General features: G+C 66.2%; 18 protein-coding genes. 7 read left to right on the top strand and 11 right to left on the bottom strand.

Features of this window, described 5'->3' with window-relative positions:
- Positions 1-38 precede the first annotated feature (38 nt).
- Positions 39-4,697, top strand: a complete 4,659-nt coding sequence (locus tag EDF74_RS06975) for an ESPR-type extended signal peptide-containing protein (protein ID WP_184997103.1) — start codon at positions 39-41, stop codon at positions 4,695-4,697.
- A gap of 69 nt (positions 4,698-4,766) precedes the next feature.
- Positions 4,767-5,549 carry a hypothetical protein gene (locus EDF74_RS06970; protein WP_148045924.1) on the top strand — a complete coding sequence of 261 codons (783 nt, stop codon included), beginning with the start codon at positions 4,767-4,769 and terminating at the stop codon, positions 5,547-5,549.
- A gap of 176 nt (positions 5,550-5,725) precedes the next feature.
- On the opposite strand, the gene EDF74_RS06965 is transcribed toward EDF74_RS06970, so the two are convergent.
- A complete protein-coding gene (locus tag EDF74_RS06965) occupies positions 5,726-6,211 on the bottom strand; it encodes a GNAT family N-acetyltransferase (protein ID WP_123729379.1) in 486 nt (161 codons plus the stop codon).
- Between the two features lie 391 nt (positions 6,212-6,602).
- Here EDF74_RS06965 and EDF74_RS06960 point away from each other — a divergent pair, with 391 nt between their 5' ends.
- Positions 6,603-7,964 (top strand): TIGR00341 family protein, encoded by a 1,362-nt coding sequence (locus EDF74_RS06960; protein ID WP_123729378.1) that lies wholly within the window; start codon positions 6,603-6,605, stop codon positions 7,962-7,964.
- A gap of 12 nt (positions 7,965-7,976) precedes the next feature.
- On the opposite strand, the gene EDF74_RS06955 is transcribed toward EDF74_RS06960, so the two are convergent.
- Positions 7,977-10,346, bottom strand: coding sequence for an ATP-binding protein (locus EDF74_RS06955; protein WP_184997101.1), 2,370 nt, complete (start codon positions 10,344-10,346; stop codon positions 7,977-7,979).
- Positions 10,347-10,828: 482 nt separating this feature from the next.
- On the opposite strand from EDF74_RS06955, the gene EDF74_RS06950 reads away from it, so the two are divergent.
- Both EDF74_RS06950 and EDF74_RS06945 read left to right on the top strand, forming a co-directional pair.
- Positions 10,829-12,385, top strand: coding sequence for an EAL domain-containing protein (locus tag EDF74_RS06950; protein WP_148045923.1), 1,557 nt, complete (start codon positions 10,829-10,831; stop codon positions 12,383-12,385).
- A 102-nt stretch (positions 12,386-12,487) separates the two neighbouring features.
- Positions 12,488-12,733, top strand: coding sequence for a hypothetical protein (locus tag EDF74_RS06945; RefSeq protein WP_148045922.1), 246 nt, complete (start codon positions 12,488-12,490; stop codon positions 12,731-12,733).
- 21 nt (positions 12,734-12,754) lie between these two features.
- On the opposite strand, the gene EDF74_RS06940 is transcribed toward EDF74_RS06945, so the two are convergent.
- The 9 genes from EDF74_RS06940 to mdcA all read right to left on the bottom strand — a co-directional run bounded on the left by EDF74_RS06940 (position 12,755) and on the right by mdcA (position 20,963).
- Positions 12,755-13,474, bottom strand: a complete 720-nt coding sequence (locus tag EDF74_RS06940) for a GntR family transcriptional regulator (RefSeq protein ID WP_123729374.1) — start codon at positions 13,472-13,474, stop codon at positions 12,755-12,757.
- Positions 13,475-13,549: 75 nt separating this feature from the next.
- Positions 13,550-14,893: an SLC13 family permease gene (locus EDF74_RS06935; protein ID WP_123729373.1), complete on the bottom strand. Its 1,344-nt coding sequence runs from the start codon at positions 14,891-14,893 to the stop codon at positions 13,550-13,552.
- Between the two features lie 88 nt (positions 14,894-14,981).
- A complete protein-coding gene (mdcH, locus tag EDF74_RS06930; RefSeq protein WP_123729372.1) occupies positions 14,982-15,899 on the bottom strand; it encodes a malonate decarboxylase subunit epsilon in 918 nt (305 codons plus the stop codon).
- The gene (gene mdcB / locus EDF74_RS06925) at positions 15,896-16,762 is read right to left on the bottom strand and encodes a triphosphoribosyl-dephospho-CoA synthase MdcB (protein WP_123729371.1); all 867 of its coding nucleotides are present in this window, start codon (positions 16,760-16,762) and stop codon (positions 15,896-15,898) included. Before mdcB ends, mdcH begins: the two co-directional genes overlap by 4 nt.
- Positions 16,759-17,397 (bottom strand): malonate decarboxylase holo-[acyl-carrier-protein] synthase, encoded by a 639-nt coding sequence (gene mdcG, locus EDF74_RS06920; RefSeq protein ID WP_123729370.1) that lies wholly within the window; start codon positions 17,395-17,397, stop codon positions 16,759-16,761. The genes mdcB and mdcG overlap by 4 nt, the downstream gene beginning before the upstream one ends.
- Positions 17,398-17,400: 3 nt before the next feature.
- Positions 17,401-18,105 carry a biotin-independent malonate decarboxylase subunit gamma gene (gene mdcE, locus EDF74_RS06915; protein ID WP_123729369.1) on the bottom strand — a complete coding sequence of 235 codons (705 nt, stop codon included), beginning with the start codon at positions 18,103-18,105 and terminating at the stop codon, positions 17,401-17,403.
- A complete protein-coding gene (locus EDF74_RS06910) occupies positions 18,096-18,992 on the bottom strand; it encodes a biotin-independent malonate decarboxylase subunit beta (RefSeq protein WP_123729368.1) in 897 nt (298 codons plus the stop codon). Before EDF74_RS06910 ends, mdcE begins: the two co-directional genes overlap by 10 nt.
- Positions 18,989-19,309: a malonate decarboxylase acyl carrier protein gene (gene mdcC / locus EDF74_RS06905; RefSeq protein ID WP_123729367.1), complete on the bottom strand. Its 321-nt coding sequence runs from the start codon at positions 19,307-19,309 to the stop codon at positions 18,989-18,991. Before mdcC ends, EDF74_RS06910 begins: the two co-directional genes overlap by 4 nt.
- A gap of 10 nt (positions 19,310-19,319) precedes the next feature.
- A complete protein-coding gene (mdcA, locus tag EDF74_RS06900) occupies positions 19,320-20,963 on the bottom strand; it encodes a malonate decarboxylase subunit alpha (protein WP_123729366.1) in 1,644 nt (547 codons plus the stop codon).
- Positions 20,964-21,104: 141 nt separating this feature from the next.
- Here mdcA and EDF74_RS06895 point away from each other — a divergent pair, with 141 nt between their 5' ends.
- Both EDF74_RS06895 and EDF74_RS06890 read left to right on the top strand, forming a co-directional pair.
- Positions 21,105-21,500 carry a hypothetical protein gene (locus EDF74_RS06895; RefSeq protein ID WP_123729365.1) on the top strand — a complete coding sequence of 132 codons (396 nt, stop codon included), beginning with the start codon at positions 21,105-21,107 and terminating at the stop codon, positions 21,498-21,500.
- A 66-nt stretch (positions 21,501-21,566) separates the two neighbouring features.
- On the top strand, positions 21,567-22,004 hold the full coding sequence (locus EDF74_RS06890) for a hypothetical protein (RefSeq protein ID WP_123729364.1): 438 nt from the start codon (positions 21,567-21,569) through the stop codon (positions 22,002-22,004).
- Positions 22,005-22,007 lie beyond the last annotated feature (3 nt).

Here is a 22,007-nt window from a genome sequence, read left to right as displayed (position 1 = left end):
CCTTTCGCATCTTCCCACTCACCCAAGGAGAGCCTTCTGTGAATCACATCTATCGTTTGATCTGGAACACCGCGCTACGCTGCTGGATGGTGGCCAGTGAGCAAACACGCCGACGTGGAAAGGGATGCACGGCGGCACGCGCGATGGGCGTAGCCGCCATGCTTGTCCTTACGCCAGTGACACTCCACGCGCAACCCAATGAACCATCTCCGGTGCATGGTGAGGAGCAAGTCGCCGTATCTGGAGCAGCGTTGCCGCCTTACGCACCCGAAGTGTTAAATCTTCCGCCGGTCGCACGTGAGGCCGTGGTATTCGGTCTGCACCGACAGAGCGCATTGGTCTCAGATAGCACCTATAGCGATGCTGCTTTCGCAGGCGATCACTCCATTGTGCTTGGCTCGCGTGCGTACTTGAACGGCAACCAGAATGCCGGATACGGCAACCGGTCCTACATCAATGGTAGCTATTCAGTTGCGTTCGGATTTGCCGCGCGCGCGGAAGGTAGCGGGGGAACCGCGGTTGGTTCCGATGCAGTCTCCACCGGTGGCTCCAGTACAGCCGTGGGGCGGAGCGCCACGGCGACAGGGCCCAGCTCTATAGCCGTCGGATCAAGCAGTCAGGCGACGTATGCCACAGCCGTTGCAGTAGGTGCGCAGGCGAAGGCTCAGGGCTATTACTCCATCTCACTTGGAGCTCACACGACCACCAGCGCCGAAGCTGCCATAGCCATTGGTACGGGCGCTCGAGGCCTCGGCTACGGTAGTATTTCGATTGGCGGGTATACGAGTGCCGACAGTCGTACCGGCATGGCCATCGGCCATGGTTCCACCGTGAACACCGGCGCCGGCGTGGAGGGTTTGGCGCTCGGCGCCTATGCCCGTGCCGGCAGCGCGGGCTGGTCCGGGGCCATGGCGGTCGGCGGCCACAGTGACGCGGTGCTCGATGGCACTGCGTTGGGCTACTACGCAAAAGCCGAGGCACAATCTTCGGTGGCCCTGGGTCGATCATCGACTGCCACAGAGAGAGACACGGTTTCGGTGGGTAGCAGCACGATCAAGCGGCGCCTGGTCAATCTCCAGGACGCGCGCGTGAGCGCAGGCAGCACCGATGCCGTCACCGGCAATCAGCTGTTTGCGACCAATGAAGAGATCAAGAAGATCAAGACGAGCTCTGATGGCGCAATGGCGCGCCTGAACGCGGCCAAGGTGATGATCGGCCAGAACGCGGCTGCCGAGGGAAACTACGATACCGCCGTTGGCTATGGCGCAAAAGCAACCGGCTCCCACAGCAACGCCATAGGCTATAGCGCGACAACGGCCGGTGCCAACGCCGTGGCGATCGGTACGCTGGCCGCTGGTGCCGCCGCCAGCGCTGTCAGCCTGGGCAACCGCGCCGCTGTGGATGCGACCTCCGACAGCGGCGTTGCGGTCGGCGCCAATGCCAAGGTCAATGCCAATGCGGCGGGCAGTGTGGCACTGGGCGCGAACGCGGTTGCTACTGTTGCCAATACGGTTTCCGTCGGGACAGCCACGGCACGGCGCAAGATCGTCAATGTGGCTGACGGTACGGTCGGATCGGGCAGCAATGAAGCAGTGACAGGCAATCAACTGTTCTCGACAGAGCAGCGCGTGACAACCGCGACGACGACGGCGAACACCGCCAAGACGACGGCCGAAAGTGCTCAAACGGCGGCCAATAGTGCGCTGGGGCGTCTGAACGCATCAACCCAGGTAATGGGGCAGGACGCCGCGGCCAGCGGATCCAATGCAGTAGCCGTCGGTCGCAGGAGTCGTTCCGAAGGCACATCATCCGTGGCGATCGGCAATGAGTCGGTCGCATCGGGCATTTACGGCACTGCCATTGGGCATCAAGCCAAGGCAAGTGGTACCTGGGCAAGCTCCATGGGGCAGTTTGCCGATGCCGCCGGCAACAGTGCGATCGCCGCTGGCACATCGACCAAGGCTGCTGGCAATCATTCCGTTGCCATTGGTGCGCTTGCCGAAGTGGACGCCACCGGTCAGAACAGCGTGGCGCTCGGTCACGGGGCGAAGGTGGCGGCCGGGGCAAAGAACGCGATCGCGCTGGGCTATGGCTCGGTAGCGGCCACCGCCGACACCGTCTCGGTGGGCAGTGCAACGGTGCAGCGGAAAATCGTCAATGTCGCCGACGGTGAGGTGTCAGGCACCAGCAATGATGCCATCACGGGCAAGCAGCTCAGTGCTACCGAACAGCGGGTCAGCGATGTCACCGCCACGGCAAACGCCGCGAAAACGACCGCCGAAACAGCTGCTACCACTGCCACCGCGGCACTGGGACGTCTGAACGCAGACAAGATCGTGGTCGGGCAGGGCGCTGCAGCCACTGGCAGCAACGCCACCGCAGTTGGCATGAACAGCAAGGCGTCGGGCAACTTTGCCACCGCATCGGGCCATGCAGCCAACGCGACTGGTGCGTATGGCGTGGCGGTGGGCTCGGGCAGTTCCGCCAGCCAGGCAAGCGGTATCGCGCTGGGCAACTCAGCGGCGGCTACCGCTGCCAATGCCATCGCGACGGGCCGCTTGAGCAAGTCGCAGGGCACCTCCGCCGTGGCGATGGGAAACGAGAGCACCGCATCGGGTAACTACACCACCGCCATCGGCCACCAGGCGAAGGCGGGTAGCGCATGGACCAACGCAATGGGCTACCAGGCAGATGCGGCCGGCTCCAGCGCGATCGCCGTGGGTTCGGTAGCCAAGGCCAGTGCCAATCACTCGATTGCCATCGGTGACCGGGCGGAGGTCAACGCAAACGCGATTGACAGCGTGGCAGTGGGGCGTTCGGCGTCGGTGTCCGCAGCTGCCACCGGCGCGGTGGCCTTGGGCATGGGCTCGGTGGCAACTGCCGCCAACACCGTGTCCGTAGGCAGCGCCACGGTGAAGCGAAAGATCGTCAACGTGGCCGACGGTACCGTCTCGGCGACCAGCACCGACGCCGTCACCGGCAAACAGCTCCACCTTCAGCAGCAGGCCGTGGCCGACAATGCGGATCGCATCGACGGCAACCAGACTGGCATCGGCAGCAACCGTGACAGCATCGCCGACAACCGCAGTGGTATCGGTGCCAACCGCAGCGACATCGCCGCGCTGCGGAGCGAGTTCGACGCGTACGTGCCGGATCTGGACGGCCTGGTGACCTTCAATGAAGACCGCACGATCGTGGATCTGGAAGGGGCGCGGTTGACCGGGGTTCGCGATGGCGATATCAGCTCGGCGACCAGCAAGGATGCGGTGACGGGGGGGCAGTTGTTTGTGACCAACGAACGCGTCGCGTCGCTTGAGGGCCTGAACCAGTACGTAAAGGTGGGAACGGACGGGGAAAGCGAAAGTGCGCATGCGGTGCTGATGGGCGTCGCTATCGGTGACAGCGCTAACGCTGCAACCACGGCCGCAACAGCGATCGGTGCCTACGCGGCCGCGCATGGCGTTAGCTCGGTGGCTCTTGGCCGCGGCTCCTACGTGGATGCTTTGGGCGTGGATGGATTCGCCTTGGGCACGGCAACACGCGTTTCGGCGCACTCTGGCCTCGCCATCGGGGCTCAAAGCGTCGTAGAGGCGGGGGCCACAAACAGTGTTGCGTTGGGTAACCTGTCGATTGTTACAGAAAGCAATGCGGTTTCCCTGGGTAATGACAATCTGAAGCGCCGCGTCGTCAACATGGGCGCAGGCATCAACACCAATGACGCCGTCAACATCGCCCAGCTGGGTCAGACGCTGGATGGCCTCGGTGGGGGTGCGCGCGTCGGAGCCGCGGGCCAGATCATCGCCCCGCAATACAAAGTTCAGGGCAGCGACTACACCAACGTAGGCGACGCGTTGGGTGCGCTTGATTCGGCCGTGGTAACCGCTCGCAGCGGCGTTGACTCTATCGACAACCGCCTCAACCGCCTGTTCCAGGAAGAAGCCACCGCCCGCACTGACGGCCCCGGCCGCCTCAATCTGGGCGGCGCGCAGGGCATGGTCCTCGGCAACGTGGCCAATGGCATGATCGCCGCGGGCAGCCGCGATGCGGTCAATGGTGGGCAGCTGTACGAAGTGCAGAAGAACCTGCAGGGCCAGATCGATGGCCTGGAAGGTCGCACTGCCGAGCCGGCGGCATTTGCCTCGCGGCAGGGTGCGCCGATGGCGATGTCCGTGGAGGGTGGTGGTGAGGCCATCGTCAGCCAGGACACGCCGGCCCCCACGCCGACGCCGGTTGCCAACGATCCGGTCGCCCCCGAAGCGGTGGTGAAGGCCGAAGGCGAGCACGCCGTGGCCGTGGGCAGCGAAGGCAAGGAGCGCAGCGTCAAGCACGTGGCCAGGGGCACCGCGGATACCGATGCGGTCAACGTGCAGCAGCTCAACGATGTGCTGGAACGCTCCAACCAGTACACCGATGTGGCGGTGGAGGGCTTGAACAAGCGGCTGGACGGCATGGACAAGCGCTTCAACCGTATGGCTGCAATGAGCAGCGCCCAGAGCGCGATGGCCATGAACACCGCCGGCCTGAATACCTACAACCGCCTTGGCGCCGGCGTGGGACATTCCGATGGTGAGTCGGCGTTGGCGGTGGGCTACCAGCGGGTGATGAACGAGCGCGGCTCGGCCACGTTCAGCCTCAATGGCGCGTTCACCAACAGCGGCGAGAAGACCGTCGGCGTGGGTGTGGGTATCGGCTGGTAAGCCGAGCACGCACACGCTTTCTTTGGACGCCGCCCTTCGGGGCGGCGTCGTCTTCAGGAGTCCGTTGTCATGCCCATTCCCACCGATACACCAACGCCAGCTGCCGGCGCGCCCGCGCGCGTTGACGTGAGCCGGTTGAAGCTGCTCCTCATTCTGGTCGGCATCGTGATCGTCACGGTGGTCGCCTGGCGGCTATTGACCGCCCCCCTGCTGCGGGTTGCGCCCGCGGCCGCCCAGACGTGGATGACCACGCTGGATGAACGTATTGCCAAACGCATCGGCACAGCCCTCCGCTCGGAATCGCGTGCGGCGATCAATATCGATTTCGGGCAGAAGACCGTTGATGCGGCGTATCTGGCCAACCTCAATGACAGTGCCGACCAGGTAAAGCACGTGCGGGGCGTGCTGCTGGAACGTGCCGCCCTGCGGTTCCAGGTCGATCTGCTCTCGGACATCGCCGAACTGACCCGTGCCATGGACGGCTGCGGACAATTCGGCTGTGACGCACTCAGCGAGAAGGTCGAGCAGTTGACCATCACCCGGGCCGCCAGCCTGGCCGAGTGCCACCGCCTGGACGGCATCATGGGCCGCACCTACGAGCTGGCGCGCCCCGATGCGGTCAGCTACGACGATGCAGACAGCGTGCTTGCGCTGCACCAGCTGCTGGTGGACAGCCTCCAGGGGGAAACCCTGCTGGCGCGCCGCACGCACGGCAAAGGGTTCGAGGATGTGACGGACTACCAGGCCGCGCTGTGGGGGATCGTGGATATCCACGCTGATCTCACCGAGGAATACCAGCGCCGCCATCGCGTCGTCGCCGTGCTGCAGATGCTGTTGGGGCGCCTCCCATGACGGGCAGGCCGCACACCGCCACGGCGTTGGCCACCGCCGAGCAGGTCGCGATGCGGCTGGGGGAGTTGTCCAACGCGGTTGCGGTGCGCTGAACCCGCGCACCGTTCCCCGAGTCGATCAACCTGCCACGCCTGAACGCCATCACGGCAGTGATGCACCGGCCGCCGGGGTGCGGCTTACCGCCCTGCGGCGGGTCCCGGCGGGGCTGCCGGCACAAGCGTCTTCGCCATCAACTGGCCGGTGACATACAGCCCGGCCTGTTCATACAGCGCCCGCGCCCGCGGATTGTTGGCGGCCACGCGCAACTGCAGACTCTGCGCGCCCTCGGCCCGCAGCCGTGCTTCGATCAGTTCCAGCGCACGCCGTCCATGGCCCAGGCCGCGATGAGCGGGCTCGACGATGAAATCAAGCAGGTGACCGGCGGGCCCGTCCAGGTGTATCCACACATAGCCGACACACTGCGCCGCAACCTCGATGACCAGCATGGCGTGGCCGGGCTCTTCCATTGCCTCGGCAAGTGTGGCCGGCATCACTCGCTCGCACTCGGCCCTGCTGGTGGCGACGGAGTACCCAAAATTGGCGCACAGGTCTGCACAGTAATCGTCGACGGACAATGACCGGTAGTGGTTGTACTCGGTGGCGCGCATGAGACGGAGCTTCATATGGCTTCTTGAGGGCGAACGGGCGAAGCCATGAAAATGCCTTCAGAGGGCGCGTTTCACCAGTAAAAATGCCTTGGGTCCCTTTCGGCGCAGTGGATTGAACAATCTGCGATGACGTATTCGCACGCAGATGCGCAACGCTGCGGGCAACCGCGTGCAGCCGTCCGTCGCGGTCAACTAGCTCTACACCGCGTCTTCGGGCGACGTGTTCGTTCAAAGGCATCAGCAGAAGGGGCTGAGCTAAGTACGCACTGAACAGTGATGGACGTCACGCGCAATTTTGCAACTAGTTGTATTGGAACGCCGCGCCGTATCCGGATGATGCCGGGCTAGGTGGCCGGGGACTGTTCCCGCGCGCGTGCGTCTTCCTCTTTCGGTGTGTGGCCCTGCCATGAATCTGCGCTCTGTTCTGCAATCCTCCGCTGTGCTGCGGGGCCGTCACCTGTGGGGCCAGCTGCGCGAGCGCATGGCCCAGGATGTCAACCATGCGGCCGTGCTTGGCAATGTCACCGAGGGTGGCGGGCTGACCCCGCGCTTTGCGTTCATGGCGGTGATGTCCTGCGGCATCGCGATTCTCGGGTTGCTGCAGTCCTCCGCGGCGGTGGTGATCGGCGCGATGCTGATCTCGCCGCTGATGGGGCCGATCGTGCAGCTGGGCTTTTCGTTGTGCGTGGTCGACTTCCGCATGATGGGCCGGTCACTGCTGGCGCTGCTCGGCGGTATCGTGCTGGCGTTGGGCACAGCGATGCTGATCGTCTGGCTGTCGCCGCTGCGCGAGGCGACAGGCGAGATCCTGGCGCGCACGCATCCGAACCTGTTCGATCTGCTGGTGGCGGTGCTGTCCGGGCTGGCCGGCGGCTATGCAGTAATCACGCGCAAGGGCGAGGCGATCGTCGGCGTGGCAATCGCCACGGCGTTGATGCCACCGCTGGCGGTGGTGGCCTTCGGCCTGGCGACCGGCGACATGGGCATTGCCGGCGGCGCGTTCCTTCTGTTCATGACCAATCTGCTGGCGATCGCGCTGAGCGTGACGTTGATTGCCAAGTGGTATGGCTTCGGCATGGACAACGTGGCCAAACACGCGATGTGGCAAGGCGGGGTGATCGCGGTGACATTCCTGCTGCTGGCCTTGCCCCTCGGTATCGCGCTGCGCGACATCGGCCGGCAGACCTGGATCGCCAACCAGACCCGTACGGTGGTGCAGCAGTACCTGCACGCACAGGGGGGCTCGATCGAGCGGTTGGATGTGGTGCGCCGCGACGGCCTGCTCAGCGTGGACCTCGTCGCGATGGTACCGGGCTACCTGCCGCACGCGCAGCAGGCGCTGGCCGCCCAGCTGGCGCGGCAGCTTGCGCAGACCCCGCTGCTGCGGGTGCGGCAAACGCTGGAGGCCAATGACAGTGGCCGGCGTGACCGCGCCGATCTGGACGGTCTGCGCCTGAGCGTCAATGCGCTGACCCAGCAGGCCGCGCAGCTGCGTGCCGAAGCCAATGCGGTGGTCGCCCAGACAGTGCGAGCGCAACTGGACGGTCTGGAGGCCGGTGTGGAGGTGGACGATGGCCAACTGCTGTTGTCGATCGCCGTGGCGACCGATGAAGGGCTGGACGAAAGCGCGCTGGCGGCCCTGCGCGATGCCGTGAGCAGCCGGGTGCCCGGCTGGACCGTGATTGTCTGGAACCGCGACGCGCTGCCCCAGGACCCCGCGCTGGTGCCCATCGCCGGCGATGACGGTGAGCGGCGCCTGACGCGCTGAGTTGCCGCGTGCTCAGCCCGGTGGTACTGCACTCTGACCGGAGCCGGTCGCATCGCGCAGCTGGGCAAGCAGGCTGACCAGTTCCCATAGGTCCTGCTCGGCGGGATCGCCATTGATGGCATGGACTTTGAGGCAGGTCTGCAGCGCGCAGATCGCAGCGACCGCAGCAGTGTCGCCCACCATCGAGGCGGCGCCCTGGATGCGGTGGGCCATCGCCAGGGCGCGCCGCCAGTTCTGCTCACCAATCACCGCCTCCAGATCGGCGATATCCACCTGCATCTGGGTGGCATAGATGGCCATGACACTTTGCGAATGCTCGGTGTTGCGTGGGAGCGGTGCTTCGGTGGTGCGCTGCGCGGGGCGCACGGCAGCGTCGAACACGGCCCATTCCACCGGTTTGGTCAGGAAAACGTGCACCTGCGCGCGGGCATACGCGCTGCGGTCACGGCTCTCACCGGAGCCAGAAAGCGAAATGAGGCGTGACGCCGGCCAGCTGCGGCGCGCTTCGATCGCACGGATGGCGATGGCTACGTCGCTGCCGTCCCGGTCCATGAGGTCGCCGTCCAGCGTGATCAAGGCAAACGGGCCGCCCACATCCACGCGGGTGATGGCCTCGGCGCCGGTATGGGCGACGGTGACCTGGAACCGCTGCGCTTCAAGCCGACGCTTGATCATCTCGGCGATGGCGGGCTGGTCTTCCACCACCAGCGCACGCGGAGCAGTGGCAGCGTCGGCGCAGAGGGCGGGCGCCCCCGACGCCAGTGGAGGTGCTTCCTGGCGGCCGCGCAGCGTGGCCAGGAACGTAGAGCCGATGCCGACCTGGGTGGCCACGGTGATGTCGCCGCCCTGGCTGATCGCGATCCTGCGGCACAGGCTCAACCCGATCCCGGCGCCCAGCCGGCGTCGGCCCTGGGCCGTGCCATTGAAGGGCTCGAATATGCGCTCGATATCCTCCATCGCGATGCCCGGGCCACAATCGCTGACCCGCACGCTGACCCGCCCGAGCTCGCCAACGCCACGCAGGAACCCGAGCCGGACGACCACGGTGCCGGCGTCGGAGAACTTGATGGCGTTGGAGATCAGGTTGCTGGCGATGTGATGGAGGGCGCGCGCATCACAGTGGGTCAACGCGGCATCGGATGCGTCCAGGGCCAGGCGGAGCCCCAGCCCTTTGGACAAGGCGAGCGGCCGCATGCCGGAGATGCACTCCTCCAGCACCGCCTGCGCGCTGTGGCTGGAGGCCTCGCAGCTGCGTTGCGAGGCCTCATGGAGCATGAACTCCAGCGCATTGGTGAGGGTATGGCGAAGCGCATCCGCGGCGGAGCGGGCGGAGGCGAAATGCTGCTCGCGCTGGGAGGAGGTCGGCTCGCCCTCGGCCAGGTCGATGGCCGATATCACCGCGGAGGCGCTGTTGCGGACCTCATGGTTGACCAGGGTCAGGACGCGTGCGGCCGCGGCCTGCCGGGCAGCCGTACGGCGGGCCTTGCGGTACGCGCGGGAGATGCTGAGCAGGATGGCCAGCATCACCAGGCAGAACAGGATGATGGGGGTGCGGTAGTACGTGGCGACCGCGCGGAGGGTCGGTGGGGCGCGATAGACGGCGTTGAGCGTGCGCTCAAGGATGTCCTTGTGGATATCCGACGGCAGCGCGAGCAACGCCTGGTGGGCCATGCTCACCTCCACCGCCCGGCTTGGCACCGAGGCGACGCGCAGCTCCACCGCGGGACCATCCGGCGCCGCATGTACCTGCAGGATGGCGTCATGATCGCGCCGGGTGAGGGGCACCAGGATGCCATCGGCGCCGAGCGCCGCATCCGCCGCGCCGCTGTCCAGTGCGGCCAGCATGTCGGCGGGTGAGGCCAGGGGGAGTACCTCGATGTCGGGGAAGGCCTGGGCCAGATAGGTGCGGTACTCGCCATTGTCGATCACGGCCACCCGCCGCCCGGCGAGCGATGCCAGCGAGGTATGCGCCGCGGTACGACGGCTGACCAGCACCGAGGTGCCGGTATAGAACGGCGCCGAGATCACGGCGGAGGCCGGCAGCAGGCTGCGCGTGGAGGGCAGCGAGAACGCGACGCCGTCCACCGCGCCGGCGCGAAGCAACGCGATGGCGCTCTCGATGGAAGGCGAGCGCCGTAGTTCCAGCCGGACACCGGCGATGGCCTCCAGTGCTTCCATGTACGCACGCGGCCCCCCCTGTGCGGCCGAGCCGCCCAGCCCCTGCGAGATGGCCATCTGCGGCCCGATGGCCAGCCGGAAGGTCGCGTGCCGCTGGGGCGGTGTGGCCAGTGTCAGCAGGACCAGGCAGACGGCCAGGACGACAATGCCGACAAGCAGCAGGACTCTGCCGAAGGTGGTGCGGGTGGATGCAACGGTGTTCACATGACGGTCTCGAGTAGTCCCGTGGCTGCCGGTAGCGGCGGAAGAAAGAGGGAAGCAGGTACGGCACCGGGCGCGCGATACACCGCCGAGGAATGCCTGGAACTCAGAGAAAACATGCTCGACAGAAATACACGCGGCAGTGCTGCGTTGGTATGCAATAAATACGAAAGCGCCAACGGCCATCAAGAACTGAGGCATGCGGCAGCTTCCGTCCTATGGTCTGGAGAGACCTGCTTCATGGTGCATCGCAACCGCGGACAGCATGTTTGAGAACTCGCCTATACAATAGGGGCGGCCTATCGGCGACGAATGAATGACTCCATCAGCTGGACAGGGAAGATGCCGCAGAGAGCCATCGTGAGGTCCGTGTTTTTTCATCTGGATGACACCGGTAGGTCGAATGCTGTCGATCTGCCGGCTGCCGCACACGCTTGACCCGGCACCGCCGCCCTTACTGACACCGTTCCTGCTGGAGCTCGACGTTGCCACGACCTTCGATTGCCCACCGCTACCGCATCGCGCTGGAAGGGCGAGCGCCTTTTGTCACCCTTACGACGATCGCGGTGCTGGGCATCACCCTGCTCACCGCGCAGGCCATGCTGGTGCAGCGCGACCGCGCGGTTCTGGACGCCTATGCCGACCGCCTGCTGCTCCAGGCTGAATCCGTGGCGGCCGCCTCCTCGCTGACGTTGGAGCAGGCGGCGGCGCTGACGAGCCGGCCGTGCACGCGGGAGGATCTGGCCGAACTGCGCCTGCTGGCGTTCACGTCGCGCTATGTGCGCGATGTCGGCCGGTTGCATGAGGATCGGCTGATCTGCTCGGCCGCGTGGGGCATCCTCGCCACTCCCGCGCGGATGCCCGATCCGGATCGCCGCGTACGCGGCTACCGGCTGTGGGGCAGCGTCTCGGGGATTGTCGATGCGCGCGTCGCCGCAGACATGTCGGCCAAGGGCGATGTGATCGTGACCACCTCACCCAGCGCCTTCGATCGGGTGGACCAGGTAGAGCCGGGCATGGGTGCGTTGGTGCTTACCCGCGATGCGCGGCATATCTTCCAGCGGTTTGGCGATGTGACCGCACTGGATCCGTTCCGGGAGGAAACCTGGATTGATCTCGGCAGCACGCGGCACTCCCGCCGTTGCAGCAGCACGTTCGATATCTGTGTGGCGGCACGGGCGCAGCAGTCGAGCCTGTTCTCCGAGTCGCCGTGGATCCTGATCGGCCTGTGCCTGCTGGGCGGGTTCGCCGGCAGCGGCCTGGGGCTGCTGATCAGCGCATACCAGCGTAATCACGGCTCGCTGCCGAAGCAGTTGCAGCGGGCGATTCTGGGCGATGGCCTGACCCTGGTGTATCAACCGCTGCGGGCGCTGTCCGACCGGCGCATGGTGGGCGTGGAAACGCTGTCGCGCTGGTGCAATGAGCAGGGTGAGCAGGTGCCGCCGGATACCTTCGTGCCGATGGCCGAGCAGCAGCGGTTGGGCGGCGCGCTCGCGCGACAGGTGGTGCGCAAGGCGCTGGTCGAGCTGGGGGACCGGCTGCGCGCGGATCCTGCGTTCTACGTCAGCTTCAACGTTTCGGCGACCGATGTGGTCGATGCGGATTTCCGTGCCTACTTGAATGCCGCCACCGCCCAGCATCGGGTGGCACGCCAGCAGGTCGTGCTGGAAATCACGGAACGATCCACCACCCGGCATAGCGAGTTGGCCGACGGCATGGCGCGGTTGCGCGGGGATGGCTACCCGTTCTACATCGATGATTTCGGCACCGGGTACTCGAACTTCGCGTATCTGGCCGAGCTGCCGCTGGATGCAATCAAGATGGACCAGCGCTTTACCCGTGCGATCGGCACCGGTTCGGCCATCAGCCAGATCATCGAAGCAATCTGCGTGATGACACGTACGCTGGAGATCGGCCTGGTGGTGGAGGGGGTGGAGACCGAAGAGCAGGCGCAGGCGATGTTCGAGTTGATGCCCTCGGCGGTGGCGCAGGGCTGGCTGCTTGGCCGCCCGGTGACCGTGGACGCGTTGCCTGTGGCGTAACGAAGGCGGGCAGGCTCTCTCACCGTCCTCACGATGATTCCACGCCGCGCTGCCTGCCGGGAACCTAAGCTTCAGTCTCTCCACACGATGTATCCCGCGACCATGACTACTGCACTGCATGATCTCGACGCGCTTGAACCCATCGATATCGATGGGCTGAAGGCACAGGGCGTGCCGCCGGTCGCCCAGTACCTGGTGGACCAGGAAAAGTTTGTGTTGCTCGGCGGCAAGCGCGGCATCTATCGCCTGGCCGGTACGGAAACCGTCTGCTACTTCACCAGCCTCGATCAGATCCGCCTGCACCTGCTGGGCCAATCGCTGACACGCTTGACGGTGGAACTGGCCTAGGCGTCACGTGCGCCTGCGCGCTTAGAGCCCGCCTTGTCTGGGCAGCGGTGCCGGTACGTTGAGCTGCCCACCGGCTGCGACATACGCTGCCAGCGCCTCGCCCTGGCTGAGCAGGTGACGGTTCATCATCTGCTCAGCGGCTTCTGCATCGCGGTTGCGGATGCAGTCCATCAACGCGCGGTGCTCGGCCAGGGATTGCGCCATTCGCCCGGGGCTCAACAGCTGACGGCCGCGATGCATCTTCAGGATGCGATGCAGGTCATGCGTCACCCGGATCAGCCACGGGTTGCCGGCATGGGTCTGCAGGCTTTCGTGGATCAGGTAATTGTTGCGGTAGTACTCGGCCAGATCGCCACTGGCGGCGGCCACTTCCATCGCATCATGCAGCGCCTGAAGTTCCTCGATGCCCGCATCATCGACGCGCTTGACCGCCTCATGTACACAGCGACCTTCCAGCATCGCCATCACCGGGAACAGCTGGTTGAGGTCTTCCAGGGTCAGCCGGGTGACCCGGCTGCCGCGGCCCGCATCCAGCTGCACCAGGCCTTCGGCTGCCAGCAGTTTCAGGCTCTCGCGTAGCGGGGTACGGCTGATGCCCAGTTCCTCGGCGAGCACCGGCTCATCTATCCACTCGCCGGGCGGCAACGCGTAGTCGTAGATCTTCTGGCGCAGGCGCTCGGCGACCTCTTCATAGAGCGGCACGCGTTTCTTCGACAGACGGGGACCAGGAGCCAGCGGCATGGCAGGAGTTCTTGTGCAGGTGTGCAGCATTCTAACGGGTCATGGCGGGCCTGCCGGAGCCGGCCCGCCGTGGGTTCACATCCAGCCTGGCACGACGAACAGCAGCCACGCCAGCAACGGGCCGAAGGCGACGACCAGACCGCTGTAGACCAGGAAGCGGCGGAACAGCGCTTCGCGCTCTTCTTTCGCCGCCGAGGCGACGACCAGTGCACCGTTGGTGGAGAACGGGCTCACGTCCACCACGGTGGAGGAGATCGCCAGGGCGCAGATCACCCCCGCTGCGCTGAGATGGCCCTGCATCAGGAACGGCACCGCCAGTGGAATCGTGGCACCGAGTACCGCCGCCGAGGAGGCGAAGGCCGATACGATGCCGCCGACGTAGCAGACGAGCAGGGCACCCAGCAATGGAATGCCGATCGCACCTACGCCGTGACCGATGTAGTCCACCGCACCGGCCTGCTGCAACACCGCCACGTAGGTCACCACACCGCTGATCAGCAGCACGGTCGACCAGCTGATGCCATCCACCGCACCCTTCTGCGAGTTGGGCGAGAGCAGGGCCAGCACCACTGCGACGGTGATCGAGACCAGGCCGACGTTGAGGTTGTAGACCAGCGCGGCGATCCCCAGGCCAAGCAGGCCGATCAGGGTGAACACGCGCTCGCGGTTGATGCGCACGTCATCCAGCGCGTCCGGATCATTGGAGAGCGTGCCGCCACCGGCCGAGACCAGGGCGCCGTGACCTTCGATCGCAAACTGGCGCGAGGACGCCTGGCTGCCGGCGATCAGCGGTTCGGTCGCCGTCGGTGCGCGACGCATCAGGGCCAGCCCGCCAAAGGCGAAGAAGCAGATGATGCCCATCAGCAGGTTGAAGCCCAGGCTGGTCAGGAACACGGCCATTTCCGTGACTTCCAGGCCGGCCTTCTGCACCACCTGGTTGGTGATGCCGCCATACACACTGATCGGCGAGAAGCCACCGGCCTGCGCGCCATGGATCACCAGCAGGCCCATCATCAGCGGGTTGATCTTGTACTGCTTGGCAAAGCGCAGCGCGACCGGACCGATGATGGCCACTGCCGCCGGGCCGAGCGCACCGAAGGCGGTCAGCACGGCGGTCACCACGAACATCACCCACGGAATGGCCACGATGTGTCCGCGCACGGCCTTGACCGCCCAATGCACGAGCAGGTCGATGGTGCCGTTCTTCTGCGCGATGGCAAACAGATATGTGATGCCGACCAAGGTCAGGAACAGGTCGCCCGGGAACCCGGCCAAGACCTCCTTGCCCTCCATTCCGACGAACAGGCCGCCGATGATGAAGGCCAGCGCGAAGGCGACTGCACCCATGTTGATGGGTAGCGCAGTGGCCACGATGAACATGATCACCAAGCCGATGATCGTTGCGATTTGCGGACTCATGCGCCCTCCCGAGACACTTGATACGCGTGCAGCATGATGGCGACCCGCCACCTGGGGTTTACGTGATGCAACTCTTACCGGCGAGCCCTCATGCGCGTGCGCATGCGCGGTCCACCCACTCCAGAACGCCCTCCAGCGTCTGGAAATCCTCGACGGAACGGGCCTCGAGCTGCGGATGCAGCTCGCGGGCGCGACGACTCAACGCCGCGCCAGGGCCCAGTTCCAGAAACACGCGCCCACCGCGCTCGACCGCCTGCTGCAGCACGACGTGCCATTGCAGCGGCTGGGAAATCTGCGCCGACAGGGTCGCCACCACCCGGTCGACATCGCCGACCACACGACCATCGATGCCCGCCAGCAGCCGCAGCCCGGGCGGGCGCAGCGTGACCGAGTGCAGCGCATCTTCGAATCCCTGCGCGGCAACTGTCAGCAGCGGGGTGTGCGCCGGCACGCAGACCGGCAGGGGCACCACACGCGCACCGCTGGTGGCGGCCTCTGCCGATGCCGCGGTGAGCGCTGCGCGCGTGCCACCCAGCACGACATGGTCCGGTCCGTTGACGATGGCAAGGAAAATGCCGTGCGCGGCGCACAGGCGTGCGATCCGTACGTCATCCAGCCCGATCACCGCCAGCAGGCCGGCGTCGCCCGGCGTCGCTGCATCCATGAGACGTGCGCGTTTCAGTGCCAGGCGCAGACAGGTCGCCGTGTCGAAGCTGCCGGCGACCGCATGCGCCGCCAGTTCGCCTGCGCTGTACCCGGCAACGGCGGTAACAGGGGGCAGCGCGTCACGCAGCCCTTCCCAATGAGCAAGCGCGGCCGCGCACACCAGTGGCTGGGCGACGGCATTGCGGAAGCGCCCGTCTTCCGCGGCGATCTGCTCGATCGGCGCGCCGAGCAGCTCGCTGGCAAGATTGAGTACCGGCTGCGCTCTTGCGTTACCACCCACGCGCCCGAACATGCCAGGGTGCTGCCCGCCTTGGCCAGAACAGAGCAGGACCAGGCTCATGCAGCCTCCTGCTGGTGCAGGAACCAGGCACAGGCCAGCAGATCGGCACTGCCACCCGGGCTCAGGCGCTTGGCCTCGAAGGCATCGCACACCGGCCCGAGCCGCGCCCGCCAGCCGGGCTGCAGTGCGCCGCCCTCCGCGAGAAAACGTCGTGCGTGCTGCTGTGCGAAAGCCAATCCACGCTCGCCGCCGCGATGCAGCAGGTTGAGATCGGTAGTCACCGCGACGAGCGACATCAGGGTGTGGACCATGGCCGCCTGCCGATCCTCCGTGTCACGCAGTGCGGCCTGCAAGGCAGGCAGGGCGACCTCGCGCAGCAGCGGAAACCCCTGCGCCGCCTGCTCGCGGACACCGGCGACGCCATGGCGCTGGCGGGCACGTTGACCGGGGCTGTCGCTGTTCAACGGTGCAGTGAGCAGGGCGGACGCCCAGTGCTCGCGGACGCCCAGACAGACCTCGACCCCCTGGGGGGACCTTCCCCCGGTGTGGCGAAGTTGGGCGGATGCCGCGACCAGCAGCCCGAGGCTGAAGATGGCACCGCGGTGGGTATTGATGCCGCCAGTGGCGCGCAGCATGGCCGCCTCGGCGTCGATGCCATACCCGCGCAGGTCTTCAAAGGGCGTGCCATGCGCGCCAGCGGCAGCGACAGTCACGAAGTAGCCGCGCAGGGCGAACAGGCTGCGCAGGAAGGTGCCGGCGTCCATGTCCTGGTGGCTGCCCCGGCTCCATGGCGTCACCAGGCCCGGTTTGGGGGCGCAGGCCAGCTCGGCGTGCAGGCTGGTAATGGCCAGCCGACCCAACCGATGCGCCGCCGCCGTGGGGGAGGGCGGTGGCGCCGGAACCGGGTGCAGGACCGCGTTCATGCAGCGGCCTGCAGCGAAAGCAGTGCGTCGCGCGATGACAGCCAGCAGGCGTCACCGGTTTTGACCATCACCCGCGCGGCGCCGCTGGCGTATTCCCGCCAGCTGACGGCACGCTCGCCCGGAAAGCGCAGTTCGCCGTCGATGCGCAGGCGGTGCTCACGCTCCCAGCGCTGCATGCGGGCGGCCTGTCGATCCGCGTGAGCGTGATCCTCCACCTCCCAGAGCAGGTCCAGATCCGAGCTGGCCCGCAGATAGAGAAGGCCGGTCAGGTGTTGCCAGGCGAAACTGCCGAACACGCGCGGGGGCACGTCCAGATCGCGGGTATCGGCCAACAGCAGGCCTACCTCGTCGCGCCAGGGCGCAGGGAGGCCTTCGGCGACCTCGGCCAAGGCCGGCGGCGGCGTAGTACGCAGTACATGGCCTGGTTCGATCCGCAGCGACAGCCGCCGGCGTTGTTCGGCCAAGGGCAAGGGCACACCCAGCCGCAGCTGATCGCCATCGGTGGCCGGATCGCGTCGCGCCACGACGAAGGGTAGGCGTGCTTCGGCCCACGCCCTCAGGCGCGCGTCCGCGCCCGGGGTCAGCACATGCCACGGTGCCTGCGGATCGAGCCAGACCAGGTCGTGACGGCGCATGGTTCAGGCCTCGCCTGCGGCCACGGCAGCGGCGACATCGCGCGCCAACAGGCGGCCACCGCGCTCGGCGCCCCGTTCGCGGCGTTGGTCGCCGGTGACCGGGGCGTTCAGTGCATCCACCAGCGCCTGCGCGAGGTCGCCCTCCCAGACGGCCTCCACGGCGCCCATGCGGACGTAGTTCTCCACGCCCGGCGCGAACACCGGCGAGCTCTGGCTCAGTGCCTGCAGTTTTTCCAGCGATTGCTTGGTGACGCGGGCCATCGCGCGCAGATCCATCACCCGCACCTGCGCTTCGGGCAGGGCGAAGATGCGATCGGCCATCAGCCCGAACGACAGGAAGCCGCCACTCACGGACTCGCCATACACCAGGCTGACCAGTGGCGCGCCGCGGCGACGGGCCAGATCCAGCGTGCGCGCCAGATGCGCGAAGTAACTGTTGATGCCGAGCATTTCATCGCGGCGGGCCAGGCGCTGACCGGCGGTATCGACGAGCATCACGATCGGCCGCTGCGGATGTGCGCGGGTGCTGGCGAGCACGGTGGCGGCCAGCGTCAGTGCGTGATCGACACCCACCTCCAGCTTGTTTGCGGTGCCGATCACAGTGACCTCGCCTGCGGCGGTGGTGGCGGTACCGCCCAGCACATCGTCCTCGCGGGTGACCGCATGGCCGAGCGGGAACAGGGCATCGAGCAGGGGCGTCAGTTCCATGGCAGGCTCCGGTCCTTGACGGCGTCAAGGAAGTCAGCGGTGTCCAGCAATGGCAGCTGCTCGGCATCGGCAATGCCCTGCAGACGCCAGACCTCCAGGCCATCGCGGCAGCCGCCATAGGCGTTGATCCGTGCACCCAGCTGGGCCTGCGCCTGTTCCAGCGCGTCCAGCGGATCCTGCGGCTCGGCATGCGCGGTCATCAGCGCCGTTGCGGCATCGGCAAAGGCCTCGATGCGATCCGGCACCAACTGCACGGCATCGCCGATCAGATAGCGGTGCTTGCCCCCGGTCACGCGCCAGACCAGGGCGCGGTCGCGCGAGTCGAACTCTTCCACGCCGCGCACGGTCTCGATCACTTCCGGGCCGGACAGCGACAGACGGCCTTCTTCGGACATCACCACCGCGGTGCAGCAGCGGGCGACGATGCCCATGCCACCGAAGGCGCCGTTGCCGCTGCCGATCAGCGCGAACACGGGAATGCCGGCGGCGCGCGTGGCCAGTACCGCACGCATGATTTCGGACATGGCGATCAGGCCCGCGTTGGCTTCATGCAGGCGCACGCCGCCACTGTCGAGCAGCAGCAGCACCGCCTCTGGACGCACCGCAACGGCACGCTCCAGCAGGCCGGTGAGCTTGGCGCCGTGCACTTCGCCCACGCCGCCGCCCATGAACTGGCCCTGCTGCGCGGCGATCAGCACGCTGCGACCGTTCAAACTGCCCGCGCCGACCACGATGCCGTCATCGAACGCGCCCGGTTGATCCAGCTGGGCCAGGTGCGGGCTGATGATGCGGCGGGCCGGTCCGACGAACTCGCTGAAGCTGCCGGCCTCGAGCAGGCCGTGGATACGCTCGCGGGCATCGGCCTCGTAAAAGCTGTGACTGCTCACGCGGCGTCTCCTTCCTGCAGGGTTTCCAGCGCCTGCTGCAACCGCAGGCTGACCACCGCCGGCGTGGCACCGGCGTCGTTGATCGACAAGCGCACGTTGCGCAGCGGGTGGCGGGCAGCAAAATCGGCGAGTACCGCCTGCCAGATGGTGTTGAAGCCGGTGGCCGAGGTGATTACCTCGATCTCCATTGCGCCGTCCAGCGGGGTGGGTTCGATCAGCACTTCGAGGTTGCCCGAGGCGACCACGCCGACCAGCGCGTGGTGATCGCGCTCGCTGAGATCGTGCTGCCCGGGGAAGCGATAACGCAGGGTTTCCATGGCGTGCCCCTTACCAGTTGCGGAAGCGTTTGGGCGGGTTGTACAACCCACCGGACCAGCGCACGAGATCCTTGACCGAGCGCGCGGCGAGCAGGTCGCGGCTGGCATCACGGGTGCGGATGCCGAGGTCTTCCGGGCGCCGGATGATGCCGCGGTCGCGCAGGTTCTCGACCATCGCGCGGTCACGGCCCAGGCCGACCGCGGTGTAGCCGGCCACGCCGCGGATCGCCTGCTCGCGTTCCTCCGGGCTGCGGCACAGCAGCAGGTTGGCAATGCCTTCTTCGGTCAGCACGTGGGTGACGTCATCGCCGTAGATCATGACCGGCGGCAGCGGCATCTTCGCGCGCTCGGCCAGCTCCCAGGCATCCAGGCGATCCACGAAGGCCGGCGCCATGTGCTCGCGGAAGGTTTCCACCATCTGCACCACCAGCTTGCGCCCGCGCGGCATCTGCCCGGGCAGCGCCGCTTCCTGCCCAGCCTTCAGCCAGGCCGGGCTGGCATGGCGGCGACCGCGGGCATCCGAACCCATGTTGGGCGCGCCGCCGAAGCCGGCGATGCGGTCGCGGGTGGCGGTGGAACTGTTGCCCTGCAGATCGATCTGCAGGGTGGAACCGATGAACATGTCGCAGGCGTACAGACCGGCGGTCTGCGAGAAGGCGCGGTTGGAGCGCATGCTGCCGTCGCTGCCGGTGAAGAACACATCCGAGCGCGCTTCGATGTAGCGCTCCATGCCCAGCTCCGAGCCGAACGAATGCACGGACTGCACGAAGCCTGATTCAATCGCCGGGATCAGTGCCGGATGCGGATTGAGTGCCCAGTGCGTGCCTATCTTGCCCTTCAGCCCCAGTGATTCGGCATACGTGGGCAGCAGCAGCTCAATCGCCGCGGTATCGAAACCGATGCCGTGGTTGAGGCGCTGCACGCCGTACTCGGCGTAGATGCCCTTGATGGCCATCATCGCCATCAGCACCTGGATCTCGGAGATCTGCGCCGGGTCGCGGGTGAACAGCGGCTCGATGTAATTGGGGCGCGGCGCCTCGGTGACAAAGTTGACCCAATCGGCCGGGATATCGACGCGGGGGAGGGTGTCGACGATTTCGTTGACCTGCGCGATCACGATGCCGCCCCGGAACGCGGTGGCCTCGACGATCACGGGGGTGTCTTCGGTATTCGGGCCGGTATAGAGGTTGCCGTGGCGGTCGGCGGCCTGGGCGGCGATCAGCGCGACCTGCGGGGTGAGATCGATGAAGTAGCGGCCAAACAGCTCGAGGTAGGTATGGATGGCCCCGATCTCGATCCGGCCTTCGGCGACCAGCGTGGCCAGCCGTCCGCTCTGCGGGCCGGAGAAGGAGAAGTCCAGGCGCTGGGCGATGCCGCGCTCGAAGACATCCAGATGCGAGGGGAGCGACAGCACGGACTGGACCATGTGCAGGCCGTGGACCTGCGCGGGATCGAGCTGGGCCAGGCACTCGGCCAGGAAATCGGCCTGCTTCTGGTTGTTGCCCTCCAGGCAGACCCGGTCGCCGGGTTCCAGCACGGTGTGCAGGAGCTGGGTGATCCCGGCGTGAGGCACCAGGCGCCCAAGGCCGGCATCGGTGGCCCGCTGCAGCCTTGCCTGGCGGCGATCCGCAAGCGTGTTCCAGTCTCGAGCCATCTGCTGCCTCTTCATAATTACGCTGTAATTACCAAACTACCACCGCGATTTGGCGGGGACAAGAGGGGCGGGGGGGGCAAGGCTGGGGAAGCGCATTCAGGTAGAGTGGCCCTAGAACGGAGTGAAGGGGAGTTTCAATCCATGTGGCGACAACTTGGGGCGTTGCTTCTGTTGCTGGCATTGGTATTCGGGGCCGCGTACTTCCTGGGCATCTCAGTAGTGGCTCGAAGTAATTTTGCATTCGACACAAGCGACGTGCTGTCCTCGGCTGCCGGCATGTGGTTCGCGCTGTTTGGCGGGCTTATCGCAAGGCAGTACCGGTTCGCGATCATCGTCGGCGTGCTGTACGTCTGTCTCTGGGGAATGGCGACTTACTTCGTCAACGCGGGAACCCAGGCAGGCTTCCTGCCAATCTTCCGCATCAATGCGCCGAACGTCGTGGTGTCCGTCCTGAGTGGCATGGCGGGCGCATGCGTTGGCGTGTTTGTTCGAAGCGGGCCACGGCGCGCCGAAGCGGAGGTCCATTCTGAACCATGACATTTGACGAGGCAGTGCCCGCTCCTAAGCCTGCGCCGCGATCATGAACCCAAGGAGTGAAGTCTGATGGACCATTTTTCGGATGAGTGGTTTCGGTCCGAATGGAGAAAGCTCCGCTTCTACTATGAGGTCGACCATGCCGCCAAGCAGTGGACAATCACGGGGGAAGTGGGCGGGCTGGAGGCCTTCGTTGCCGCTGTTCGCCTCTTTGCTTCCGATCCAGGCAATGATTGGATTTCATGCCACTGCAATCTGGGTCCGTATGACTATCTTGAGATTGGCACATGGACGTCACCAGTCATCGATAGCCATTGGATCGCAGGCCCCCTGAGCGAGCTGGCGAGTCTCGCCGACCATATTCAGGCGTGGCTGGAGGGCGCGCAGTCGGGCGAGTCACTCCTTGCGAGAGAGTTCTTCAGTCCCTCGTCGCCCTATGACCTGTGCCTGCACTTGATCGGCGCTGGTTTTGATCCCTCATCCCTGGATTCTGCGCTCACAGGTTAATGA

This window comes from Stenotrophomonas rhizophila, assembly GCF_003751305.1.
GTDB lineage: Bacteria > Pseudomonadota > Gammaproteobacteria > Xanthomonadales > Xanthomonadaceae > Stenotrophomonas > Stenotrophomonas rhizophila_B.
Note: the sequence above shows the minus strand (reverse complement) of the source record. Positions and strands in the feature narration are given on the sequence as shown.

Coding starts and splice junctions, on each gene's coding strand:
- EDF74_RS06970 (WP_148045924.1), top strand. CDS start 4,767: ATGCCCATTCCCACCGATACACCAACGCCAGCTGCCGGCGCGCCCGCG.
- EDF74_RS06965 (WP_123729379.1), bottom strand. CDS start 6,211: ATGAAGCTCCGTCTCATGCGCGCCACCGAGTACAACCACTACCGGTCA.
- EDF74_RS06960 (WP_123729378.1), top strand. CDS start 6,603: ATGAATCTGCGCTCTGTTCTGCAATCCTCCGCTGTGCTGCGGGGCCGT.
- EDF74_RS06945 (WP_148045922.1), top strand. CDS start 12,488: ATGACTACTGCACTGCATGATCTCGACGCGCTTGAACCCATCGATATC.
- EDF74_RS06940 (WP_123729374.1), bottom strand. CDS start 13,474: ATGCCGCTGGCTCCTGGTCCCCGTCTGTCGAAGAAACGCGTGCCGCTC.
- EDF74_RS06935 (WP_123729373.1), bottom strand. CDS start 14,893: ATGAGTCCGCAAATCGCAACGATCATCGGCTTGGTGATCATGTTCATC.
- mdcH (WP_123729372.1), bottom strand. CDS start 15,899: ATGAGCCTGGTCCTGCTCTGTTCTGGCCAAGGCGGGCAGCACCCTGGC.
- mdcB (WP_123729371.1), bottom strand. CDS start 16,762: ATGAACGCGGTCCTGCACCCGGTTCCGGCGCCACCGCCCTCCCCCACG.
- mdcG (WP_123729370.1), bottom strand. CDS start 17,397: ATGCGCCGTCACGACCTGGTCTGGCTCGATCCGCAGGCACCGTGGCAT.
- mdcE (WP_123729369.1), bottom strand. CDS start 18,105: ATGGAACTGACGCCCCTGCTCGATGCCCTGTTCCCGCTCGGCCATGCG.
- mdcC (WP_123729367.1), bottom strand. CDS start 19,309: ATGGAAACCCTGCGTTATCGCTTCCCCGGGCAGCACGATCTCAGCGAG.
- mdcA (WP_123729366.1), bottom strand. CDS start 20,963: ATGGCTCGAGACTGGAACACGCTTGCGGATCGCCGCCAGGCAAGGCTG.
- EDF74_RS06895 (WP_123729365.1), top strand. CDS start 21,105: ATGTGGCGACAACTTGGGGCGTTGCTTCTGTTGCTGGCATTGGTATTC.
- EDF74_RS06890 (WP_123729364.1), top strand. CDS start 21,567: ATGGACCATTTTTCGGATGAGTGGTTTCGGTCCGAATGGAGAAAGCTC.